General features: G+C 73.5%; 17 protein-coding genes. 9 read left to right on the top strand and 8 right to left on the bottom strand.

Going from position 1 to position 20,140, the window contains the following annotated elements; genetic code table 11:
• Window positions 1–103 precede the first annotated feature (103 nt).
• Window positions 104–961: an Fpg/Nei family DNA glycosylase gene (locus ACFWXO_RS32405; RefSeq protein ID WP_380528346.1), complete on the bottom strand. Its 858-nt coding sequence runs from the start codon at window positions 959–961 to the stop codon at window positions 104–106.
• A 347-nt stretch (window positions 962–1,308) separates the two neighbouring features.
• Between ACFWXO_RS32405 and ACFWXO_RS32410 the strand changes: the two genes are divergently transcribed.
• The 5 genes from ACFWXO_RS32410 to ACFWXO_RS32430 all read left to right on the top strand — a co-directional run bounded on the left by ACFWXO_RS32410 (window position 1,309) and on the right by ACFWXO_RS32430 (window position 4,740).
• The gene (locus ACFWXO_RS32410) at window positions 1,309–1,806 is read left to right on the top strand and encodes an SRPBCC family protein (RefSeq protein ID WP_380528348.1); all 498 of its coding nucleotides are present in this window, start codon (window positions 1,309–1,311) and stop codon (window positions 1,804–1,806) included.
• Between the two features lie 80 nt (window positions 1,807–1,886).
• Window positions 1,887–2,564, top strand: coding sequence for a hypothetical protein (locus ACFWXO_RS32415; RefSeq protein ID WP_380528350.1), 678 nt, complete (start codon window positions 1,887–1,889; stop codon window positions 2,562–2,564).
• An 88-nt stretch (window positions 2,565–2,652) separates the two neighbouring features.
• Window positions 2,653–3,438: a DsbA family protein gene (locus ACFWXO_RS32420; protein ID WP_380528352.1), complete on the top strand. Its 786-nt coding sequence runs from the start codon at window positions 2,653–2,655 to the stop codon at window positions 3,436–3,438.
• Window positions 3,435–4,070, top strand: a complete 636-nt coding sequence (locus ACFWXO_RS32425; RefSeq protein ID WP_380528354.1) for a vitamin K epoxide reductase family protein — start codon at window positions 3,435–3,437, stop codon at window positions 4,068–4,070. Before ACFWXO_RS32420 ends, ACFWXO_RS32425 begins: the two co-directional genes overlap by 4 nt.
• A gap of 112 nt (window positions 4,071–4,182) precedes the next feature.
• On the top strand, window positions 4,183–4,740 hold the full coding sequence (locus ACFWXO_RS32430; protein WP_380528356.1) for a dihydrofolate reductase family protein: 558 nt from the start codon (window positions 4,183–4,185) through the stop codon (window positions 4,738–4,740).
• Window positions 4,741–4,758: 18 nt separating this feature from the next.
• Here ACFWXO_RS32430 and ACFWXO_RS32435 read toward each other — a convergent pair whose 3' ends face one another.
• Genes ACFWXO_RS32435 through ACFWXO_RS32445 form a run of 3 tightly spaced genes read right to left on the bottom strand, consistent with a single transcriptional unit; the run spans window position 4,759 to window position 7,702 of the window.
• Window positions 4,759–5,757: an adenosine deaminase gene (locus tag ACFWXO_RS32435; protein ID WP_380528358.1), complete on the bottom strand. Its 999-nt coding sequence runs from the start codon at window positions 5,755–5,757 to the stop codon at window positions 4,759–4,761.
• 47 nt (window positions 5,758–5,804) lie between these two features.
• Window positions 5,805–7,100, bottom strand: coding sequence for an MFS transporter (locus ACFWXO_RS32440; RefSeq protein ID WP_380528360.1), 1,296 nt, complete (start codon window positions 7,098–7,100; stop codon window positions 5,805–5,807).
• Entirely contained in the window at window positions 7,097–7,702 is a 606-nt protein-coding gene (locus ACFWXO_RS32445; RefSeq protein WP_375884009.1) for an ArsR/SmtB family transcription factor, read from the bottom strand. The genes ACFWXO_RS32440 and ACFWXO_RS32445 overlap by 4 nt, the downstream gene beginning before the upstream one ends.
• Window positions 7,703–7,847: 145 nt before the next feature.
• Between ACFWXO_RS32445 and ACFWXO_RS32450 the strand changes: the two genes are divergently transcribed.
• Window positions 7,848–8,129, top strand: coding sequence for a DUF6158 family protein (locus tag ACFWXO_RS32450; RefSeq protein WP_375884008.1), 282 nt, complete (start codon window positions 7,848–7,850; stop codon window positions 8,127–8,129).
• Window positions 8,130–8,243: 114 nt separating this feature from the next.
• The gene (locus tag ACFWXO_RS32455) at window positions 8,244–9,632 is read left to right on the top strand and encodes an NADP-dependent succinic semialdehyde dehydrogenase (protein WP_380528363.1); all 1,389 of its coding nucleotides are present in this window, start codon (window positions 8,244–8,246) and stop codon (window positions 9,630–9,632) included.
• A 67-nt stretch (window positions 9,633–9,699) separates the two neighbouring features.
• Here ACFWXO_RS32455 and ACFWXO_RS32460 read toward each other — a convergent pair whose 3' ends face one another.
• Together ACFWXO_RS32460 and ACFWXO_RS32465 are read right to left on the bottom strand one after the other, a co-directional pair.
• Window positions 9,700–9,981, bottom strand: coding sequence for a hypothetical protein (locus ACFWXO_RS32460; RefSeq protein WP_380528365.1), 282 nt, complete (start codon window positions 9,979–9,981; stop codon window positions 9,700–9,702).
• Window positions 9,982–10,030: 49 nt separating this feature from the next.
• Complete coding sequence (locus tag ACFWXO_RS32465) at window positions 10,031–11,032, bottom strand: Ku protein (RefSeq protein ID WP_380528367.1); 1,002 nt, start codon at window positions 11,030–11,032, stop codon at window positions 10,031–10,033.
• 283 nt (window positions 11,033–11,315) lie between these two features.
• On the opposite strand from ACFWXO_RS32465, the gene ACFWXO_RS32470 reads away from it, so the two are divergent.
• Window positions 11,316–12,848, top strand: a complete 1,533-nt coding sequence (locus ACFWXO_RS32470) for an amino acid permease (RefSeq protein ID WP_380528369.1) — start codon at window positions 11,316–11,318, stop codon at window positions 12,846–12,848.
• On the opposite strand, the gene ACFWXO_RS32475 is transcribed toward ACFWXO_RS32470, so the two are convergent.
• Complete coding sequence (locus tag ACFWXO_RS32475) at window positions 12,806–13,717, bottom strand: NAD(P)-dependent oxidoreductase (protein ID WP_380528371.1); 912 nt, start codon at window positions 13,715–13,717, stop codon at window positions 12,806–12,808. The genes ACFWXO_RS32470 and ACFWXO_RS32475 overlap by 43 nt on opposite strands.
• Window positions 13,714–14,844, bottom strand: coding sequence for an acyltransferase family protein (locus ACFWXO_RS32480; protein ID WP_380528373.1), 1,131 nt, complete (start codon window positions 14,842–14,844; stop codon window positions 13,714–13,716). Before ACFWXO_RS32480 ends, ACFWXO_RS32475 begins: the two co-directional genes overlap by 4 nt.
• A gap of 243 nt (window positions 14,845–15,087) precedes the next feature.
• Here ACFWXO_RS32480 and ACFWXO_RS32485 point away from each other — a divergent pair.
• On the top strand, window positions 15,088–20,140 hold a 5,053-nt coding region (locus ACFWXO_RS32485), incomplete at its 3' end, for a type I polyketide synthase (protein ID WP_380528375.1).

Here is a 20,140-nt window from a genome sequence, read left to right on the forward strand (position 1 = left end):
CCCGCCGGCCCCCGCCCCCCCCCGTGGCCCCCTTGTCGGGGGGGGGTGTACAAATACCCGGCCGCCCCCCCCCCCCCCCCCGGGCCCCCCCCCGCGGCCCCCGTCACTTCAACAAGCGCGACATCCTCCGGTCCGCCAACGGCTTCCCCCCGGTCTGACACGTCGGGCAGTACTGCAACGACGAGTCCGCGAAGGACACCTCCCGCACCGTGTCCCCGCACACCGGACACGGCAGCCCGGTCCGTCCGTGCACCCGCATCCCCACCTTCTTCTCCGCCTTGAGCTCCCCCGCCGCCAGCCCCCGCGACCGCTCCACCGCGTCCCGCAAGGTGTCACCCAACGCCTCGTACAACCGCGCCGTCTCCTCCTCCGTCAAGCTCGACGCCAGCTTGTACGGCGACATCCGCGCCACGTGCAGCACCTCGTCCGAGTAGGCGTTGCCCACCCCCGCCAACACGGTCTGGTCCCGCAACACCCCCTTCAACCTCCGCCGCTCCCCCCGCAACAACCCGGCGAACTCCTCCACCCCGAGATCCAACGGTTCCGGCCCCAACCTCGCCACCCCCGGCACCTCCACCGGATCCCGCACCACATAGACGGCGAGCCCCTTCTTCGTCCCCGCCTCCGTCAGATCGAACCCGTCCCCACCCTCCAACCCCACCCGCACCGCCAACGGGTTCCGCGAACTCGGCTTCGCCGGTTCCACCGGCAACGAATCCCTCCACCGCACCCACCCCGCCCGCGCCAGGTGCACCACCAGATGCACCCCACCCACCTCGAAGTCCAGAAACTTCCCCCGCCGCGCCACCGCCCCCACCACCCGCCCCTCCAAGGCAGCCACCGGCGGGTCGTACGTCTTCAACGCACTGATCGCCACCACCTGCACCCGCGCGATCTCCCGCCCGACCACCCTCGCGGCCAAAAAGGAACTCAACGCCTCAACCTCGGGCAACTCCGGCATGCGCCCAGTCTCCTCCCACCCCCAAACCCGCACCAACCCACCCACAACAACCACCCACCCCCACCACCCGACCCAGGCGAGAGGGACGCGCTGCGGGAGGGGGCGGTGGAGGGGGTGGGTGCGGAGAGCGGCGTAACGGGTGATTTTCAGACCGCCCACGGCGCCCAGCCACCTGCCCACAGGGTCGGCGGTCCGAAAATCACCCAGCCGCCGGAGCACCCACCCCTGGAACCGCCCCCGGACCCACCCACCCTCCCGAAAGCCCACCCCCACACCCCAGCCCCGCGCAGCGTCCCCCTTTTGCCCCACCCCCCGACCAAGCGCACCCTGGTTCCGGAGGAAACCCCATGACCACCCTTGAGGAACAGATCGACATCACCGCCCCCGCCCTGGCCACCTGGGAGCAACTCCACCGGGTCCACGAGTACCCCCGGTTCGTCGACGGCGTCCGCACCGCCCACCCCCACGGCCGCAACCTCGCCCACCTCGCGATCCGCATCCACGGCGCCGAACGCTCCGTGGACACCGAGATCACCGACCGCGGCCGGGGCCGGGTGATGGCCTGGCGCACCCTGGACTCCGTCCACCTGAGCGGCGCCTTCGCCCTGCTCCCCCTCGACCCCGAGCACACCCGCCTCCAGATCCGGCTGGAGTACGACCCGGAGGCCGTCCACCGCGAGTTCGGCGGCCCTCGCGGCTTCGCCCAGGCCGGAGCGATCGAGCGCACGGTCCGCGAAGACCTCGAACACTTCCGGGACCTCCTCGAAGCCCGGGTGAGCACCGCCAACGGCCACCCCGCCTCAAGCCCTGCCGGCCACCCCCACGGGAACCCCCACACCCCGTAAGAACCACATAAGCCCAGCTCAGCAAGGCCGGTGAGGCTCTTCACAGCCCGCCGCCGACAAGACCGTTCCACTTTCAACCTGTGGCAGACTCGGATGCCATGGACATCGGCCCGGTCACCAGGACGCTCCGCGCGGCGGTCTTCGCCGCGCTGGTCGTGCTGCTCGCCGGGCTCGGCCAGGTGCTGGTCACCGGCCGCTCGCTGCCGGTCGGGACGATGGGCCTGGCCTCGGCCGCCGTCTTCGTCCTGGCCTTCGCCCTGGCCGGCCGCGAACGCGGCTACCCTGCGATCGCGGCGGCGTTCCTCCCCCTCCAGCTCGGCGTCAGCGCCCTGTTCGACCTGGCCCAGCGCTCCTGCCCGTCCCTTCCGCCCGACGCCGGGCAGGGCCTGCGCCCGCTGCTCTGCGGCGGCGGCTCGCTCGGCGGGTTCCTGCTCGGCCACGGCGTGTCCGAGCAGACCGGCATCCTCGTGCTGCTCCTCCTGCACACCGTGATCGCCCTGGCCGGGGCCTTCTGGCTGCGCCGCGCGGACGCCGCGCTGAGCGGCCTCACCCGGGCCCTCCGGACGCTGGGCGAGTTCCTGCACCGCCACCTCCCGGCCGCCGCCCGCTGGCTGCGGCTGCTGACCGCCCCCGTCCCGGCCCGCCCGGTGCTCCGGGTGCCCTTCCCCCGCGCCAGCCGCGTGCTGGTCCCCGCCGAGGCCGCAGTCGTCCGCCCGGCCGTCCGCCGCGGCCCCCCGGTGTTCGCCCTGACCGTCTGAGCGCTTCCCCTCGACGGTCCTCGCTCCCCGCCACGCCCCGCGCCCAGCGCCACGCGCCCGCGCACCCGAGAGCACAGGACGACACCCCATGAGCAACGCCCGTAAGACCGACCGGAAGACCAACGCCACCGAGCGCATGCGCGAGGCCCGCGCCCAGGCCCAGCGCGCCGACCGGGTCCGCCGCCGGGTGGTGGTCGGCGGCGCCTCCGTCGCCGTGCTCGCCCTCGCGGCCGGCGTCGCCTTCGCCGTCGGCGGCTCCTCCTCGACCGCCGGGGCCGGCGGCCCGCTGGTCGTCCCCGCCAACGCGAGCGGCACCGACGGCACCGTGATCACCTACGGCAAGGCCGACGCCCCGCACACCCTGGAGGTCTACGAGGACTTCCGCTGCCCGTTCTGCGAGCAGCTGGAGACGACCACCGGCAAGGCCGTCCAGCAGCTCGCCGACGACGGCACCTACAAGATCGAGTACCACCTCGCGACGTTCCTGGACAAGAACCTCGGCGGCAAGGGCTCGCGCACCGCGCTGGCCGCCGCCGGCGCCGCCCTGAACGAGGGCGTGGACAAGTTCAAGGCCTTCCACGACGTGCTCTACGCCAACCAGCCGGACGAGCGCAGCGACGACTTCGGCGACGTCAACCACATCCTGGACCTGGCCGGCCAGGTGCCCGGCCTCAAGACCGACGCCTTCGTGAAGGCCGTCCAGGACGGCACCTACGCGCCGTGGGCGGCCAAGGTGAACGAGGAGTTCAACAAGAGCGACGTCACCGGCACCCCGACCGTCAAGCTCGACGGCAAGAAGCTGGACGTCCTGACCAACGGCAAGGCCGTCTCGCCCGAGCAGTTCACCGCCCTGGTCAAGCAGGTGACCGGGTGACGCCGCCCGCCCAGGCCGTACCCGCCGCCGCCACCACGCGGACCTTCGGTGCGAGCCGCCCCTTCGCCTGGCTGCTCCTGCTCGGCGGCGCGGTCGGCCTGTTCGCCTCGGCCGTCCTCACCCTGGACAAGATCCGGCTGCTCAAGGACCCGTCGTACGTCCCCAGCTGCAACATCAACCCGATCATCAGCTGCGGCTCGGTCATGCGCAGCGACCAGGCGGAGGCCTTCGGCTTCCCCAACTCGCTGATCGGCCTGGTCGCGTTCGGCGTGGTGATCGCGATCGGCGCCGGGCTGCTGGCCGGGGCGTCGTTCCGGCGCTGGTTCTGGCTCGGCCTCCAGGCCGGGACGGTGTTCGGGATCGGCTTCGTGACCTGGCTGATGTACCAGGCGCTGTACCGGATCAGCGCGCTCTGCCCGTACTGCATGGTGGTCTGGGCCGCGATGATCCCGCTGTTCTGGTACACCACCCTGCACAACCTGCGCTCCGGTGTGATCCCGGTCGGGCCGAGGGCGCGGACGGTGGTGCGGGAGGCCGTGCGCTACCACTGGGTCGTCCCGGTGCTCTGGTACGCGGTGATCGCACTGCTGGTGCTCAACCGGTTCTGGTACTACTGGAGCACCCTGATCTGACGCCCGTCCGCCGCCCGCCCCCCCCCCGCCCCCCCCCCGGGGGGGGGGGGGCGGGGGGGCCGGGGGGCCCTCCCCCGGTGAGGCCGCCATGCGACGCAGGATCGTCCTCTTCATGTCCGTGTCCGTGGACGGCTACTTCGAGGGACCGGACCACGACCTCGGCTGGCAGCTCATCGACGACGAGGTGCACGCCCACATGAACCGCGAACTCGTCCGCATGGGTGGTTTCCTCTCCGGCCGGCGCACCCACGAACTGATGGCCGCCTTCTGGCCCACCGCCGACCGGGACCCGGCCGCCGCGGGCCCGGTCGCGGAGTTCGCGGAGATCTGGCGCACCATGCCGAAGACCGTCTTCTCCCGCACCCTCGACCACGCCGACTGGAACACCACCGTCGTCCGCGAGGTCACCCCCGGCACGGTCGCCGCCCTCGCCGCCGGCCCCGGCGGGAACCTCGCCCTCGGCGGCGCCGACCTGGCCGCCTCCTTCCTGGCCCAGGACCTGATCGACGAGTTCCGCCTCCTCGTCCACCCCGTCGTCCTCGGCCGCGGCACCCTGCTGTTCCGCCCGACCGACCGCCCCGTCCCGCTCACCCCGGTCGAGACCCACCGCTTCACCAACGGCGTGACCCTGCTGCGCTACGCCCGCAGCGGGCCCTCGCCGCTGGACTGACGCAGGGCCGGCGGGCGGTCAGCCGTCGATCGGGTCGAAGGTGAACCGCTCGACCTCGGCGAGGAGTTCGGCGCGGCGGCGGTCGTCGATGAAGGAGGCCCGGAAGGAGTTGGCGGCCAGTCGGCGCAGGGTCTCCTGGTCGAGGGCCAGGGCCTGCCGGACGGCGCGGAAGTTGTCCTCGACGTAGCCGCCGAAGTAGGCCGGGTCGTCGGAGTTGACGGTGACCAGCAGGCCGGCGTCCAGCATCTCCCGCAGCGGGTGGTCGGCGAGGGTGTCGATGCAGCGCAGCCGGACGTTGGAGAGCGGGCAGAGGGTCAGCGGGATCTGCTCGCGGACCAGTCGGGCGACGAGTTCGCCGTCCTCCAGGCAGCGCAGGCCGTGGTCGATCCGTTCCACGCCGAGCACGTCCAGCGCCTCGGTGATGTACGAGGCCGGGCCCTCCTCGCCCGCGTGGGCGACCCGGCGCAGCCCGGCCTCGGCGGCCCGGCGGTAGACCTCGCGGAACTTCGCGGGCGGGTTGCCGACCTCGGCCGAGTCCAGGCCGATGCCGGCGATCCGGTCGAAGTACGGGCGGGCGGCCTCGAAGGTGTCCAGGGCGGAGTCGGCGGACTCGTCGCGCAGGAAGCACATGATCAGCTGGGTGCTGATGCCGTACCGCTGCTCGCTGCGCGACAGCGCGCGGGTCAGGCCGTCCACGACCACGCCGAGCGGCACCCCGCGCGCGGTGTGCGCCTGGGGGTCGAAGAAGATCTCCGCGTGCCGCACGCCCTGTTCGGCGGCCCGGGCCAGGTAGGCGTCCGCGAGGTCGGCGAAGTCCTGCTCGGTGCGCAGCACGGTCATCAGCGCGTAGTAGAGGTCGAGGAAGGACTGCAGGTCGCTGAACGAGTACGCCTTCCGCAGTTCCTCCGTGTCGGCGTACGGCAGTTCGACGGAGTTGCGGGCGGCGAGGGCGAAGGCGAGCTCGGGTTCGAGGGTGCCTTCGATGTGCAGGTGGAGTTCGGCCTTGGGGAGCGGCATGTGCGATCTGTCCGAGCTGTCGGGGATTGGGCCTGAAGGTGCGGAATTCATCCTATGATCTCGCCGATCTTCGGGGGCGCCGTGGGCAGCTCCCGGAGGGTGCGCAGCGGCGAGAACAGCGGCAGCGCCCCGGCCACCACGAGCAGGCCGGTCATCACCCACATGGTGGGTCGCAGGCCGATCGCGTCGCCCAGGACGCCGCCGGTCAGGGCGCCGAGCGGGATGGTGGCGTGGACGGCGAACATCGATCCGGCCGCCACCCGGGTGAGCAGCCCGGGCGGGGTGTAGGACTGCCGGAAGCTGCCGAGCACGACGTTGCAGAACACCACGGCCGCGACCACCCCGAGCGCGCCGACCACGTACAGGGCGGTGCCCGCTCCCGGCCCGGCCAGCGGCATCAGCAGCCCGAGCGGGACGGCGCCGAGCAGCACGGTCCGCACCGCGCGGGCCGTCCCCAGCCGGGCGCACAGCGGGCGGACCGCCGCCGCGCCGAGCACCCCGCCGAGGGCGGCGGCGGAGGCGAGCACGCCGACCCAGCCGGGGGCGATGCCGGCCTCCCGGACCAGGAACAGCGCCAGGATCGCCTGGTAGCCCATGAGGGCGAAGTTGGCGGCCGCGCCGAAGCAGAGGAAGGCCCGCAGGTAGGGGTCGCGCAGCAGGAAGGACAGCCCCTCGCGGACCTGTCCGCGCAGGCCTTCCGGCACCGGCGGCACCGGCTGCGGCCGGGCGCGGATCCGCAGCAGGGTGCCGGCCGCGATCAGGAAGCTCACCGCGTCGATGAGCAACCCGCCTGCGGCGCCGATGAGTTGGACGGCCAGCCCGGCCAGTCCGCGGCCCGCGACCTCGGCCGCAGAGCCGCTGCCCTGGAGCTTGGCGTTGCCCTCGATCAGGTCCGCCGGGGCGACCAGCTCGGGCAGGTACGCCTGGTCGGCGGCGTCGAAGAACACCGAGCAGACGCCGCCGAGGAAGGCCACGGCCAGCAGGTGCGCCAGGGTGAGGACGCCGAACCACCCCGCCACCGGCACGCTGGCGAGGAGCCCGGCGGAGCCGAGGTTGCAGGCGATCATCACGGTCCGCCGGGGCGCCCGGCCGACCCAGACCCCGGCCGGCAGGCCGAACAGCAGCCAGGGCAGCCAGATCGCGCTGGTCAGCAGGCCCGCGGCGAGCGGCCCGGCGCCCAGGGTGAGCACCGCGACCAGCGGCAGTGCGACGGTGGTGACGCTGCTGCCCAGTCGGCTGACGGTCTGCCCGGCCCACAGCAGCCGGAAGTCCCGCTGGGTGAACAGGCCCCAGCGCGAACGGAGTTCGGGGCCCCCGGCGGGCGGGGCGAGGGTGGCGGTCACGGCCTGGCCGGGACGCTGTGGGCGAAGGCCAGGACGGTCTCGCGCTCCCGCCCGTCCTCGGGCACCGGCCGCCGGGCCCACTTCTGGATCACCTCGTGCAGGTCGGCGGCCAGCTCCCGGGCCTCCTCGGGGGTGAGCCGCAGCCAGGCCTCGGTGGCCACCGAGCAGCCGTCCCGCCAGTCAGGGTCGTACCCGCCGCGCCGCGCGGACCACTCGCGGACCAGCTCGACCTTGCGTTCCAGCAGGATCGATCCGGCCGCGTCGGCGACCGCCTCGGCGGCCGGGTCCCCGTCGAAGTCGGCCCTGGTCCAGCTGAGTTCGCGGTCGGCCAGCCGCCACCAGCGCTCCCGCCGGTCCCGGGCGAGCTCGGCCGCCTCCTCGATCAGTCCGCTCTCGGCCAGCACCTTGAGGTGGTGGCTGACGTTGCCCACCGCCTGCCCGGTGCGCTCGGCCAGTCTCCCGACGGTGGCCGGGCCGTCGACCTTGAGCAGGTCGATCAGCCGCCAGCGCAACGGGTGGGTGAGGGCGGCGAGCACCCGGGAGTCCTGGATCTCCCGGGTGCCGCGCGGTTCGTCGGTCGTCCTGCCCGTCGTCTCGTCCATGCCGGGAGGATATCCACAAGAACTCTCGTACGACAGCTCTTTTACAATTCTCCTTGTCCATCCGGACCGCCCCGGACGATCGGGTGCACCGGCGGCGGTCGGCGGGCACCCTGGAGGAGGGGACTTCCGCCGAGGAGGCACCGCGATGCAGCACGCCGACGACCCGCACATCCGGCCCGCGGGCATCTCCCCGCACGCACTGGGCAACGACACCCTGCTGCACGAGCTGGAGCAACTGCACCGCACCCGCCACGAGACCTTCCTGTACGGCTCGGAGGAGGCGCTGAAACGGCACACCCTGCGGACGGGCCAGCTGGAGGCCGAGTACCTGAACCGCTTCCCCCTCCGGCAGGTGACCGCGGCCCGGACCAGGGCCGGCGCCCGGGCCCGGGAGGCGGCCGCCCGGGTGGAGTCGCTGCCGGAGTGACGCCCGCCGGCCCCCGGCGGGACACGCCGGGCGGTGGTGGCGCGCCCCGGGGCGGGGCGTCGGGGAGGGTGTGAGGGCAGAGCACCGGACCCGACCCCCCACTGGGAGCCCCGCATGCCCATCGCCAGCGTCAACCCCGCGACCGGCGAGATCGTCCAGACCTTCGAAGCGCTCGACGCGGCCGGGATCGAGCGGCGGCTGGCCCGCGCCGAAGCCGCCTTCCACGGCTACCGCAGCACCCCGTTCGCCGCCCGCGCCGAACTGATGCACCGCGCGGCCGACCTGCTGGACCGGGACCAGGACGCGCTCGCCCGCACCATGACCGAGGAGATGGGCAAGCCGCTCGCCGCCGCCCGGGCCGAGGCCGCCAAGTGCGCCAAGGCGATGCGCTGGTACGCCGACCACGCCGAGGCGCTGCTCGCCGACGAGCACCCGGCCCCCGCCGACGTGGCCGACAGCGGCGCCTCCCGGGCGTACGTCCGCTACCGCCCGCTCGGCCCGGTGCTCGCCGTGATGCCGTGGAACTTCCCGTTCTGGCAGGTGATCCGCTTCGCCGCGCCGGCCCTGATGGCGGGCAACGTCGGCCTGCTCAAGCACGCCTCCAACGTGCCGCGCACCGCGCTGGCGATCGAGGAGCTGTTCCGGCGGGCCGGCTTCCCCGAGGGCTGCTTCCAGACCCTGCTGATCGGCTCGGGCGCGGTCGAGGGCGTGGTCCGGGACGGCCGGGTCGCCGCCGTCACCCTCACCGGCAGCGAGCCGGCCGGGCGGGCGGTCGCGGCCGCCGCCGCGGACGAGGTGAAGAAGGCGGTGCTGGAGCTGGGCGGCAGCGACCCGTTCGTGGTCCTGCCGAGCGCCGACCTGGACGCCGCGGTCGCCACCGCCGTCCGGGCCCGGGTGCAGAACAACGGCCAGTCCTGCATCGCCGCCAAGCGCTTCATCGTGCACACCGACGTCTACGACCGCTTCACCGCCGCCTTCACCGAGGCGATGCGCGCGCTGCGGATCGGCGACCCGATGGACGAGGCCACCGACGTCGGCCCGCTGGCCAGCCGCCAGGGCCGGGACGACCTGGAGGAACTGGTCGAGGACGCCCGCACCCACGGCGCCCGGGTCGAGTGCGGCGGCAACCGCCCGATGGGCTGGGACACCGGCTGGTTCTACGAGCCGACCGTGCTGACCGGCATCACCCCGGCGATGCGGATCCACCTGGAGGAGACCTTCGGCCCGGTCGCCACCGTCTACCGGGTCGCCGACCTGGACGAGGCGGTGGCCCTCGCCAACGACACGCCGTTCGGGCTCAGTTCCAACGTCTGGACCACCGACCAGGGCGAGCAGGAGCGCTTCGTCCGCGACATCCAGGCCGGCGGGGTGTTCTTCAACGGCATGACCGCCTCCCACCCGGCGCTGCCCTTCGGCGGGGTCAAGCGCTCCGGCTTCGGGCGGGAGCTGTCCGGGCACGGCATCCGGGAGTTCTGCAACGTCACCACGGTGTGGATCGGTTGATCGCTCCCGGAGCCGCGACGCCTCCGGTACGGCTGCGGGTACCCGGGTTCGGGCCGGTCAGGTCAGGTCAGCCCACCGTCCGGTGCCTGCCCCGGCCGGGCGTCGCCCAGCGGGCGACCATGCCGACCAGCGCGATGAAGGTCAGCAGCCAGAAGAAGGCCATCAGCCCGATCATCGGGTCCCACTCCGTCTGGACCTCGACCATGAGCAGGCCGATCGAGAGCGCGACCATGAAGGTCACCACGGTGGGGCTGAGGCTGAGCAGCCAGCGCCAGGCCCGGTGGCCCAGGCTCGGGTTCTTCGGGGCGTCCGGCCCGGTTTCGAGTTCCTTGTAGCTGAGCAGGTCCATTCGGGATCGCCTCCGGTGCTGGGTGAGGGGGAGGGGGCGGCCCGCGCGGTCAGGAGGCCTTGCGCGGAGCCGCGGACTTGCGGGTGGTGGTCTTCTTCGCCGGGGCGGCCTTCCCGGTGCCCGCGGCCTTTCCGGCGGCGGCGGTCTTCTTCGCGGTGGCGGCCTTGTTCGCGGTGGCGGCCTTCTTCGCGGCGGCGCGCTTGCGCGGCGCCGGCTCCTCGGCGGCCGGCTGTTCGTCGACCGGCTCCGCCGCGGCCGGGGTGGCCGGCGCCCGGCCGCCCTTGGCCTGCCGGAGGCTGCTGCGCAGCGCCTCCATCAGGTCGATCACGTTGTCCGGCGCCTCGCCGGGCTCCTCCTCGTGCGGGAGCTCGACGCCCTCCAGCCGGGCGGTGATCACCTGCTGGAGCGCCTGCTGGTAGTCGTCGTGGAGCTGGGAGAGGTCGAAGTCCTCGGAGAGGGTGTCCATCAGCGACCGCGCCATCTTGAGCTCCTGCGGCCGCACCGCGACGTCCTCCTCGGGCGCGATCCCGGCCGCCGGGCGGACCTCGTCGGGCCAGATGCAGGTCTGGAGCACCAGCGTCCCGTCGTGCACCCGCAGCACCGCGGGCGACTCCCGGGTGCGCAGCGCGATCTTGGTGACGGCGATCTGCCCCGACTCCACCAGCGCGTCGCGCAGCAGGGCGTACGGCTTGGCGGCGGCCTTGTCGGCGACGCCCACGTAGTAGGCCTTGGAGAACATCAGCGGGTCGATCTCGGTGGCGTCCACGAAGGCCAGCACGTCGATGATCTTCTTGCTGGGCAGCGGCAGGTCGGCGAGGTCGTCGTCGCTGAGCGTGACCGTCCGGCCGTCGGGCGACTCGTAGCCCTTGGCGATCTCCGCGTACGGGACCTCCTTCTCCTCCCGTTCGCAGTACCGCTTCATCCGCACCCGGCCACCGTCCTTGGCGTGCACCTGGTGCAGCGGGACGTCGTGCTCCTGGGTCGCGGAGTAGAGGTGGACGGGGATGCTGACCAGTCCGAAGCTGATCGTCCCCTTCCAGGTGGTCTGCATGGTTCCCACTGTGCGCGCGTTCGGCCGGATCGGCCACTTGCTCCGGCAGGGCCCTGGCGGGTTCCCGCCAGCATGACGCTGCGTCAGATTTGAGCCTTTCCCGCCACTTCTCCACCCACCCTGACCTGGCCTTTTGTGTCCGGTGAGCGAACAGTTATCTCTCAGCTGTTCCGATACCCGGGCGTAGAAGTTAGGTTGCACCGCAATGCGCGGGTCTGTCCCCCACCCTCCGGCACGACGAGCCGAGGGTCATGCCGCGCCGGAAAGGCAGAAGGCACCCTCCATGAGTGCGGACACCACCAAGCAGGCCGCGGACACCACCCAGGTCCCCCACCAGCTCGGCCCGGTCGGACACGGCGGCGACGGCCACCTGAAGGCCGGGCTCAAGAACCGGCACCTGTCGATGATCGCGATCGGCGGCGTGATCGGCGCCGGCCTGTTCGTCGGCTCCGGTGCGGGCATCGCCTCCACCGGTCCCGGCATCCTCCTCTCCTACACCCTGGCCGGCGTGCTGGTGGTGCTGGTGATGCGGATGCTCGGCGAGATGGCGGCGGCCGACCCGCAGAGCGGCTCGTTCTCGGCGTACGCGGACCGCGCGCTGGGCCGCTGGGCCGGCTTCACCATCGGCTGGCTGTACTGGTTCTTCTGGGTCGTGGTGCTCGCCGTCGAGGCGACGGCCGGCGCCAAGATCCTCAACCACTGGGTGCCGGGCGTGCCGCAGTGGGGCTGGGCCCTGATCGTGATGGCGGTGCTGACCTCCACCAACCTGTTCTCGGTCGCCTCCTACGGCGAGTTCGAGTTCTGGTTCGCCGGGATCAAGGTGGTGGCGATCGCCGCGTTCCTGGTGATCGGCACCCTCGCCGTCTTCGGCGTGCTGCCGGACACCCACGCGGTCGGCGCCAGCAACCTGACCGGCCACGGCGGCTTCCTGCCGCACGGCGTGGGCGCGGTGTTCACCGGCATGCTCACGGTCGTCTTCGCCTTCATGGGCAGCGAGATCGTCACCCTGGCGGCAGGCGAGTCGGAGGACCCGGAGAAGGCGGTCAGCAAGGCCACCAACAGCGTGATCTGGCGGATCGGGATCTTCTACCTGGGCTCCATCCTGCTGGTGGTGACCCTGCTGCCGTGGGACTCCGCCGCGGTGAAGGACAGCCCGTACGTGGCGGTGCTCGACCACGTGGGCATCCCGCACGCGGGCCAGGTGATGGACGTGATCGTGCTGACGGCGGTGCTCTCCTGCCTCAACTCCGGGATGTACACCGCCTCCCGGATGGCCTTCTCGCTCGGCCGGCGCGGCGACGCCCCGAAGGTCTTCGCGACGGTGAACTCGCGCGGCGTGCCGATGGTGGCCATCCTCTCCTCGGTGGTCTTCGGCTTCATCGCGGTCTTCTTCAACTACACCTCGCCGAACACCGTGTTCGCCTTCCTGCTGAACTCCTCCGGTGCGATCGCGCTCTTCGTCTGGCTGGTGATCTGCGCGACCCAGCTGCGGATGCGCAAGATCATCGAGCGTGAGATGCCCGAGCGGCACACCGTCCGGATGTGGCTGTACCCCTATCTCACCTGGGTGGCCATCGGCATGATCGGCTTCGTCGTGGTGTACATGTTCACCGACCCCGACGGACGCAAGCAGATGTACCTGTCGCTGGTGGCCGCGGCGATCGTGCTCGGTGCCTCGGCCGTGGTGGGCCGGCGCCGGCGGGCGGCGGTGGCGGGGGGGAGTGTTGCGGGGGGGGGGGGCGGCGGGTGCTGGGGGCCCCCCACCGCGGCGGCCTACTCGGTGGGCTTGGCGAAATGCTCCACGACGGCGGCGTAGCTGTCGTCGGCGTACCCGCGCGCGGCGACCGCCTCCATCACGGCCGTCAGCTGCCGGGGCAGGACCGGGTTGAGGCCGCGCCGCTCGCTCTCGTCCAGCAGGTGGCGGGCGGCCGCCAGGTGGGTGCGCAGCGCCGAGTCCTCGGCCGGGTAGTCGCCCTCGTCGACCTGCCGGGCGTAGCGGGCCAGGAAGGCGCCGATGCCGCCGAACAGCAGCTCGGCGGTCGGCGCGAAGTCCGTCGCGCCGATCCCGGCGGTGCGCAGCAGCGCCGCCGCGTGGAGGAAGCCGTTGAGTCCGGACCACAGCACGGCCAGCAGGGCGACGTCGTGCAGCGAGGCGAGCCCGGGGCCGTCGCCGAGGTAGGTGGGGCAGCCGCCGAGCGCGGTCAGGGCCGCCTCGTGGGTGCGGAAGGCCGCCTCGGGGCCGCTGTAGAGCACCACGGTCCCGGCGGCTCCGATGGCGTCGGGGGTGGCCAGCAGGGCGCCGTCGAGGCTCCGGGCGCCGTACCGGGCCGCCGCCTCGGCGACGGCGGCGGCGTCCGCGGAGGTGCCGGAGGTGACGTCGACCAGGACCCGGCCGGCCAGGGCGTCCCCGGCGGCGTCGAGGACCTCGCCGACGGCGTGGTGGTCGCCGAGGCAGAGCACGACCAGCGGTGCGGCGGCCGCCGCTTCCGCGGGCGTCGCGGCGCGGTGGGCGCCCCGGGCGGCCGGGCCGTCGGCACGGGCGGCGGTGCGGTTCCAGACGGTGGTGCGGTGCCCGGCGGCCAGGAAGGCGTCGGCGAGCGCCGTGCCCATCAGGCCGAGGCCGAGCACGGCGACGGGGGCGGGGGCGGTAGCGGCGGCAGGGGCAGGGCGGCGGTCGGTCGTCACGAGGTCTCCTTCGGGCGGTCCGGCAGGGTGACGGGTGCGGTGCGGCGGCGGGGCTCGTTCAGCGCGCGGACCATCGGCTCCTCGACGAGGGCGTGCAGCAGCCAGGCCGCCGCCAGTGATCCGGCCACCAGGACGGCCGTGTACAGCAGCGGCCGGAGCCCGTCGGCGGTGCCGTACGGGTCGAGCAGCGCGTCGCCGTACTCGATCACCAGGTAGTGCGACAGGTACAGCGTCAGCGAGAGGGCGCCCAGGTGCTCGGCCGCCGGGTGGGCGAGCCGGGACGGCCGGCCCAGCCGGTCGGCGTTGGCGGCGCCCACGATCAGCGCGCCCAGCGGCAGGACGGTGATCGCGGCGACGCCGAACAGCAGCGGGGAGAGCTGGTCGAGCGGGTAGAGCAGGGTGAACGCGGCGGCGCCGTGCCAGGTCCGGACGCCGTCGAGCCGGCCCTCCCGGACCAGCCGGGCCAGCACCACGCCGAACAGGAACTCCGGCAGCCGCGCCGGGGGGAAGGTGTAGCAGAGCCAGATCTGGCGGAGCGTCACGCCGAGCCCGAAGGAAGGCCCGTCGCTTCCGGGCCGCGCCGCCGTGAGCAGCACCGGGATCAGCACGGCGGCCGCGACGGCCGCCGCCGCCCAGGCCCAGAGGTGTGCGGAGCCGATCGCGGCCGCCCGCCGGGCGATGACCGGGAACAGCAGGTAGAAGAGCAGGTCGCAGCAGAGCGACCAGGACACCCCGTTCACCCCGGGGTCCAGCAGGTCGAAGCCGGGTGACCAGGTCTGGACGAGCAGCGCGTTCGGCAGCCAGGCCCACAGCGGCACGGCCCGCCCGGCGGCGGCCAGCAGCAGCACCCCGAGCAGCAGGGTCACCAGGTGGGTGGGCAGGATCCGGGCCACCCGGCGGCGCCAGAACACCGGGACGGGCTGCCCGGGCCGCCAGGCCCAGGCCAGCAGGAAGCCGCTGAGCAGGAAGAAGAACGTCACCGCGGCGAACCCGAGGCGGAGCAGGGTGGCGCTCTCGCCGTGCCCGTGGGTCCAGATCAGGCTGGCGTGCTGGGCGACGACGGCCGCGGCCGCGACGAAACGCAGACCGGTGAGCGAGGGCAGCCGGGACGACCTGCCGAGTGCCAAGAGCGTTCCCGAGGTATCGGAGCGGGTGGGGGAAGGCCCGGTGATCGTATCCGAACTCGCCGATGTTGTTCGCTTTTGACGAATTGTCGGAAACACCAGGCCGATTGCCTGCTCTGCATACTTTCCTGCTCGCAATGTTGACGGTGGGTCAGATCTGATAGAGATCGGATGCCCGGCTAGGGTGCGTGCGCGATCGTCCGACGTCGCGCCGCCCTGCCCGCCCGCCCAGGACCGGAGACCCACGTGGCCGACAATGACACCCTGCGCCAGTACTTGAAGCGCGTGGTCGCCGACGCCGTCGACACCCGGGAACGCCTGCGCGCCCTGGAGGAACGGCAGTCGGAGCCGATCGCGGTCCTCGGCGCGGCCTGCCGCTACCCCGGCGGCGCCGATTCCCCGGAAAAGCTCTGGCAGTTGGTCGCCGACCGGGTCGACGCGGTCGCCGGATTCCCGTCGAACAGGGGCTGGCCGCTCGATTCCCTGTTCCATCCCGACCCCGACGCCGTCGGCACCAGCTACGTCGAACAGGGCGGATTCCTGTACGACGCCGATCGGTTCGACGCCGAATTCTTCGGGATGTCCCCCCGGGAAGCCCTCGGCACCGACCCCCAGCAGCGCATCCTGCTGGAAATCGCCTGGGAGGCCTGCGAACGCGCCGGAATCCCGCCGGAGGCCCTCCGCGGCAGCCGGACCGGCGTCTTCGCCGGGGTGATGTACAACGACTACGGCTCCCGGCTCCAGCGCGCCCCCGAGGGCTACGAGGGGTACCTGCTGACCGGCAACACCTCCAGCGTGATCTCCGGCCGGATCGCCTACACCTTCGGGTTGGAGGGTCCGGCGGTGACGGTGGACACGGCCTGCTCCTCCTCGCTGGTCGCGCTCCACCTGGCCGCCCAGGCCCTGCGCAGCGGCGAGGCGGACCTCGCGCTGGCCGGCGGCGTCACCGTGATGGCCCGGCCGGACACCTTCGTGGAGTTCAGTCGGCAGCGGGGGTTGTCGGTGGACGGTCGGTGCCGGTCGTTCGCGGCGGGTGCGGACGGGACGGGGTGGAGTGAGGGGGTGGGGGTGCTGGTGGTGGAGCGCCTGTCGGATGCGGTGCGTCACGGGCATCGGGTGTTGGCGGTGGTGCGGGGTTCGGCGGTGAATCAGGACGGTGCGTCGAACGGTTTGACGGCGCCGAACGGGCCTTCGCAGGAGCGGGTGATCCGGGCGGCGTTGTCGGCGGCCGGGTTGGGTGCGGGGGATGTGGATGTGGTGGAGGCGCACGGGACGGGGACCCGGCTCGGGGATCCGATCGAGGCGCAGGCGTTGCTGGCGACCTACGGCCAGGAGCGTTCTGTTGAGCGGCCGTTGTGGTTGGGGTCGTTGAAGTCGAACATCGGGCATGCGCAGGCGGCTGCGGGTGTGGGTGGTGTGATCAAGATGGTGCGTGCCTTGGCGGAGGGGGTGTTGCCGGGGTCGTTGTATGCGGGGGAGCCGTCGCCGTTGGTGGACTGGGCTTCGGGTGGGGTGGAACTGCTGGCCGGGGCGCGGGAGTGGCCGGAGGTGGGTCGTGCGCGTCGGGCGGGGGTGTCCTCGTTCGGGATCAGTGGGACGAACGCGCACGTGATCCTGGAGCAGGCGCCGGAGGTCGCGCTGTCTTCGGAGGAGGTGGTGGAGCCGTCGGGGGTGGTGGCCTGGCCGGTGTCGGCGCGCACCGACGCGGCGCTGCGCGCCCAGGCCGTACGACTGCTGGCCTTCGCCCAGGACCGCCCGGAACTGCACCCGGCCCGTCTGGGCCTCGCGCTCGCCCGGACGCGTGGTGCGCTGGAGCGCCGGGCCGTCCTGCTCGGCGCCGACCGTGCCGAACTCCTGGACGCACTGGCGAAGTTCGCCTCGGATGAGGAGAGCGCGGCCGTGCTGCACGGCCGGGTCGCGCCCGGTGGTCGTACGGCGTTCGTGTTCACGGGTCAGGGTAGTCAGTGGTCGGGTATGGGGCGTGGGTTGTACGGGGCGTTCCCGGTGTTCGCGGCGGCGTTCGACGAGGTGTGCGCGGCGTTCGATCCGTTGTTGGGGCGGTCGTTGCGGGAGGTGGTGTTCGAGGGCGGGGAGTTGCTGGATCGTACGGAGTTCACTCAGCCGGCGTTGTTCGCGGTGGAGGTGGCGCTGTACCGGTTGGTGGTGTCGGCGGGTGTGACGGCGGATGTGGTGGCCGGGCATTCGATCGGCGGGGTGGTGGCGGCGTTCGTGGCGGGTGCGTTCTCGTTGCACGATGCTGCGGTGTTGGTGGTGGCCCGGGGCCGGTTGATGGGGTCGGCGCGTTCGGGTGGGGCGATGGTGGCGGTGGAGGCCGCGGAGGGGGAGGTGCTGGCCGAACTGGTGGGCCTGGAGGGGTCGGTGTCGTTGGCGGCGGTGAACGGTCCGCGTTCGGTGGTGCTCTCCGGGGACGAGGAAGCGGTGCTGGAGCTGGCTGGGCGGTGGCGGGAACGCGGCCGCAGGGTGAAGCAGTTGACGGTCAGTCATGCGTTCCATTCGCCGCACATGGACGGCGTGTTGGAGGAGTTCACGCGGGTGGCGGGCGGGGTGGTGTTCGCGGAGCCGTTGCTGCCGGTGGTCTCCGACCTGACCGGTGGCCTGGCCACGGCGGAGGAGTTCGCGGACCCGGCGTACTGGGCGCGGCACATCCGTTCGGCGGTGCGCTTCCACGACGTCGTGCAGACGCTGCACGAGCAGGGCGTCACCCGCTACCTGGAACTCGGCCCCGACGCCGTCCTCACCCCGCTGGTCGAGGCGGCCCTCGGCGCGGACGCACCCGTGGCCGCTGCGGCCGCCCTGCGCCGGGACCGACCCGAAGCGCGGGCCGTGGCGACCGCCCTGGCCCGGCTGGCCGTCACCGGGACGGCCGTCGACTGGCCGGCCCTGACCGGGGTGACCGGCCGCATCGCCGACACGCCGGAGCTGCCCGGCTATCCGTTCGAGCACCGGCGCTACTGGCTCGACGCCGACGCCACCCCGGCGGACCCGCGTGAGGTGGGCCTCGACCAGGCCGACCATCCGCTGCTCGGCGCGGAACTGCAACTCCCGGACAGCGGTGGCCTGGTGCTCACCGGCCGGCTGTCCCCGGCCGCGCTGCCCTGGCTCGCCGAGCATGAGATCCTCGGCACCCCACTGCTGCCCGGAGCCGCCCTGGTCGAGCTCGCGCTCCGGGCGGGGCAGCGCGTCGGCGCCCCGCACCTGGCCGAACTGACCCTGGAGTCCCCGCTGCCGCTGCCCGCCGAGGGCGCCCTGCAACTCCAGCTCGCGGTCGGTCCGTCCGACCCGTCCGACCCGAACGGCCTGCGCGTGCTGGCCGTGCACACCCGGCCGGCCGGGGACGGGGACGCCCCCTGGACCAGGCACGCCACCGGAACCCTCGCCCCGGAGGGCCAGGGAGCACCAGGGTTCGCCGACTCCGCCGACTTCGCCGCCGTGCGGGTCTGGCCCCCGGTCGGCGCCGCACCCCTGGACACGGACGCCCTGTACCCGGAGCTCGCCGCCGACGGCTACCGCTACGGCCCCGCCTTCCAGGGCCTGCGCTCCGCCTGGCGGGCCGCGGACGGCACGCTCTTCGCGGAGGTCGGGCTGCCCGAGGGCCCGGCGGCCGAGGCCGGCGCGTACGGGCTGCACCCGGCGCTGCTGGACGCCGCCCTCCACCTGCTCGCCCGGTACGGCCGCGCCGCGGGTGCGGAGTCCGCACTGCTGCTGCCCTTCGCCTGGCACGGTGTCTCCGTGCACGCCACGGGCGCCACCGCGGCCCGGGTCGCGCTGCGACCGACCGACGGCGGCTACCGGCTGGTCCTCGCCGACGCCCAGGGCGCGCCGCTGGCCGAGGTCGCCCGGCTCGACCTGCGGCCGGTCACCCGCGAGGCGCTGGCCCGCAGCCTGCGGACCGTCGCCGACCGCTCGCTGTACGCGCTCTCCTGGGAGCCCGTGCCTCCGCCGCCGTCCGTACCGCCCGTCCCGTTCACGGATCCGGCCGCCGCCGCGGTCGCCGTCCTCGTCCCGGCCGGGCAGCGGCCGGACCTCGACCTGCTGCCCGCCGCGACCCCGGTGACCGCGCTCGCCGAGCTCCCGGAGCCGGTGCCGTCGACCGTCCTGATCCCGTACGCCACCCCGGCCGACGCCGGCTCCCCGGCGGAGGCCGCCCACGCCGCCGTCCGGCTCCTGCTGCCGGTGCTCCAGGAGTGGCTGGCCGAGCCGCGCACCGCCGGCTCCCGGCTGGTCCTGCTCACCCGGGGCGCCGTCACGACCGGCGCCGACGAACCGGTGCGCGATCTGGCCGCCGCCTCGGTGCGGGGCCTGTTCCGCTCGGCGGCGGCCGAACACCCGGGCCGGGTGGCGCTGTTGGACGCCGGGGAGGGCGAACGGGTGACGCCGGACCTCCTCCGGTTCGACGAGGAGCCCGAGCTGGCGGTCCGCCAGGAAAGGATGCTTCGCCCCAGGCTGACCAGGGCCGAAACCTCCGACCGGCAACCGGACCTCGGGGCGGGAACCGTCCTGCTCACCGGGGCCTCCGGGGCGCTCGGTGCGACGGTGGCCCGCCACCTGGTGCACTCCCACGGCGTCCGGGGCCTGCTCCTGCTCAGTCGCCGCGGCAGCGTGGAGCCGGGCCTGGTCGAGGAGTTGACGGCGGCCGGGGCCGCCGTGGCGACCGTCGCCGCCGACGTCGCCGACCCCCGGGCCGTACGGGCCGCGCTGGACCGGGCGCCCGCCGGGCTGCCGGTCACCGCCGTGCTGCACGCGGCCGGCGTGGTCGACGACGGCGTGACCGAGGGCCTCACGGCGGAGCGGGTCGCCGCCGTGCTGCGGCCCAAGGCCGACGGCGCCTGGGCGCTGCACGAGGCGACCGGGGAACTGCCGCTGCACGCCTTCGTGCTGTTCTCCTCGGTCGCCGGACTGCTCGGCACCGCAGGCCAGGGCCCGTACGCGGCCGCCAACTCCTTCCTCGACGCGCTCGCCGCCCACCGGCGCGAACTGGGCCTACCCGGGCTCTCCTTGGCCTGGGGACTGTGGGACGGCGACGGCATGGGGAGCCGGCTGTCCACCACCGACCTGGCCCGGCTGGCCCGGACCGGCATCGCCCCGCTGCCCCCGGCCGAGGCGCTCGCCCTGCTGGACGACGCGCTCGGCTCGCCGCAGCCGCTGCTCGCCCCGGTCCGGCTGGACCTCGCCACGGCCACGGCGAGCGGCACCGTCCTGCCCGCGCCGCTGCGCGGCCTGGCCCGCCCGGACCGCCCGGCCCGACTCTTATACACATCAGACCCAGCCGACGACACTG

The organism is Kitasatospora sp. NPDC059088, from assembly GCF_042738155.1.
Taxonomy (GTDB): domain Bacteria; phylum Actinomycetota; class Actinomycetes; order Streptomycetales; family Streptomycetaceae; genus Kitasatospora.

What these genes read in the sequence shown, in the direction of transcription:
- ACFWXO_RS32405 (WP_380528346.1), bottom strand. Translation starts at nt 961, where the DNA reads ATGCCGGAGTTGCCCGAGGTTGAGGCGTTGAGTTCCTTTTTGGCCGCG.
- ACFWXO_RS32410 (WP_380528348.1), top strand. Translation starts at nt 1,309, where the DNA reads ATGACCACCCTTGAGGAACAGATCGACATCACCGCCCCCGCCCTGGCC.
- ACFWXO_RS32420 (WP_380528352.1), top strand. Translation starts at nt 2,653, where the DNA reads ATGAGCAACGCCCGTAAGACCGACCGGAAGACCAACGCCACCGAGCGC.
- ACFWXO_RS32430 (WP_380528356.1), top strand. Translation starts at nt 4,183, where the DNA reads ATGTCCGTGTCCGTGGACGGCTACTTCGAGGGACCGGACCACGACCTC.
- ACFWXO_RS32435 (WP_380528358.1), bottom strand. Translation starts at nt 5,757, where the DNA reads ATGCCGCTCCCCAAGGCCGAACTCCACCTGCACATCGAAGGCACCCTC.
- ACFWXO_RS32445 (WP_375884009.1), bottom strand. Translation starts at nt 7,702, where the DNA reads ATGGACGAGACGACGGGCAGGACGACCGACGAACCGCGCGGCACCCGG.
- ACFWXO_RS32450 (WP_375884008.1), top strand. Translation starts at nt 7,848, where the DNA reads ATGCAGCACGCCGACGACCCGCACATCCGGCCCGCGGGCATCTCCCCG.
- ACFWXO_RS32455 (WP_380528363.1), top strand. Translation starts at nt 8,244, where the DNA reads ATGCCCATCGCCAGCGTCAACCCCGCGACCGGCGAGATCGTCCAGACC.
- ACFWXO_RS32460 (WP_380528365.1), bottom strand. Translation starts at nt 9,981, where the DNA reads ATGGACCTGCTCAGCTACAAGGAACTCGAAACCGGGCCGGACGCCCCG.
- ACFWXO_RS32465 (WP_380528367.1), bottom strand. Translation starts at nt 11,032, where the DNA reads ATGCAGACCACCTGGAAGGGGACGATCAGCTTCGGACTGGTCAGCATC.
- ACFWXO_RS32470 (WP_380528369.1), top strand. Translation starts at nt 11,316, where the DNA reads ATGAGTGCGGACACCACCAAGCAGGCCGCGGACACCACCCAGGTCCCC.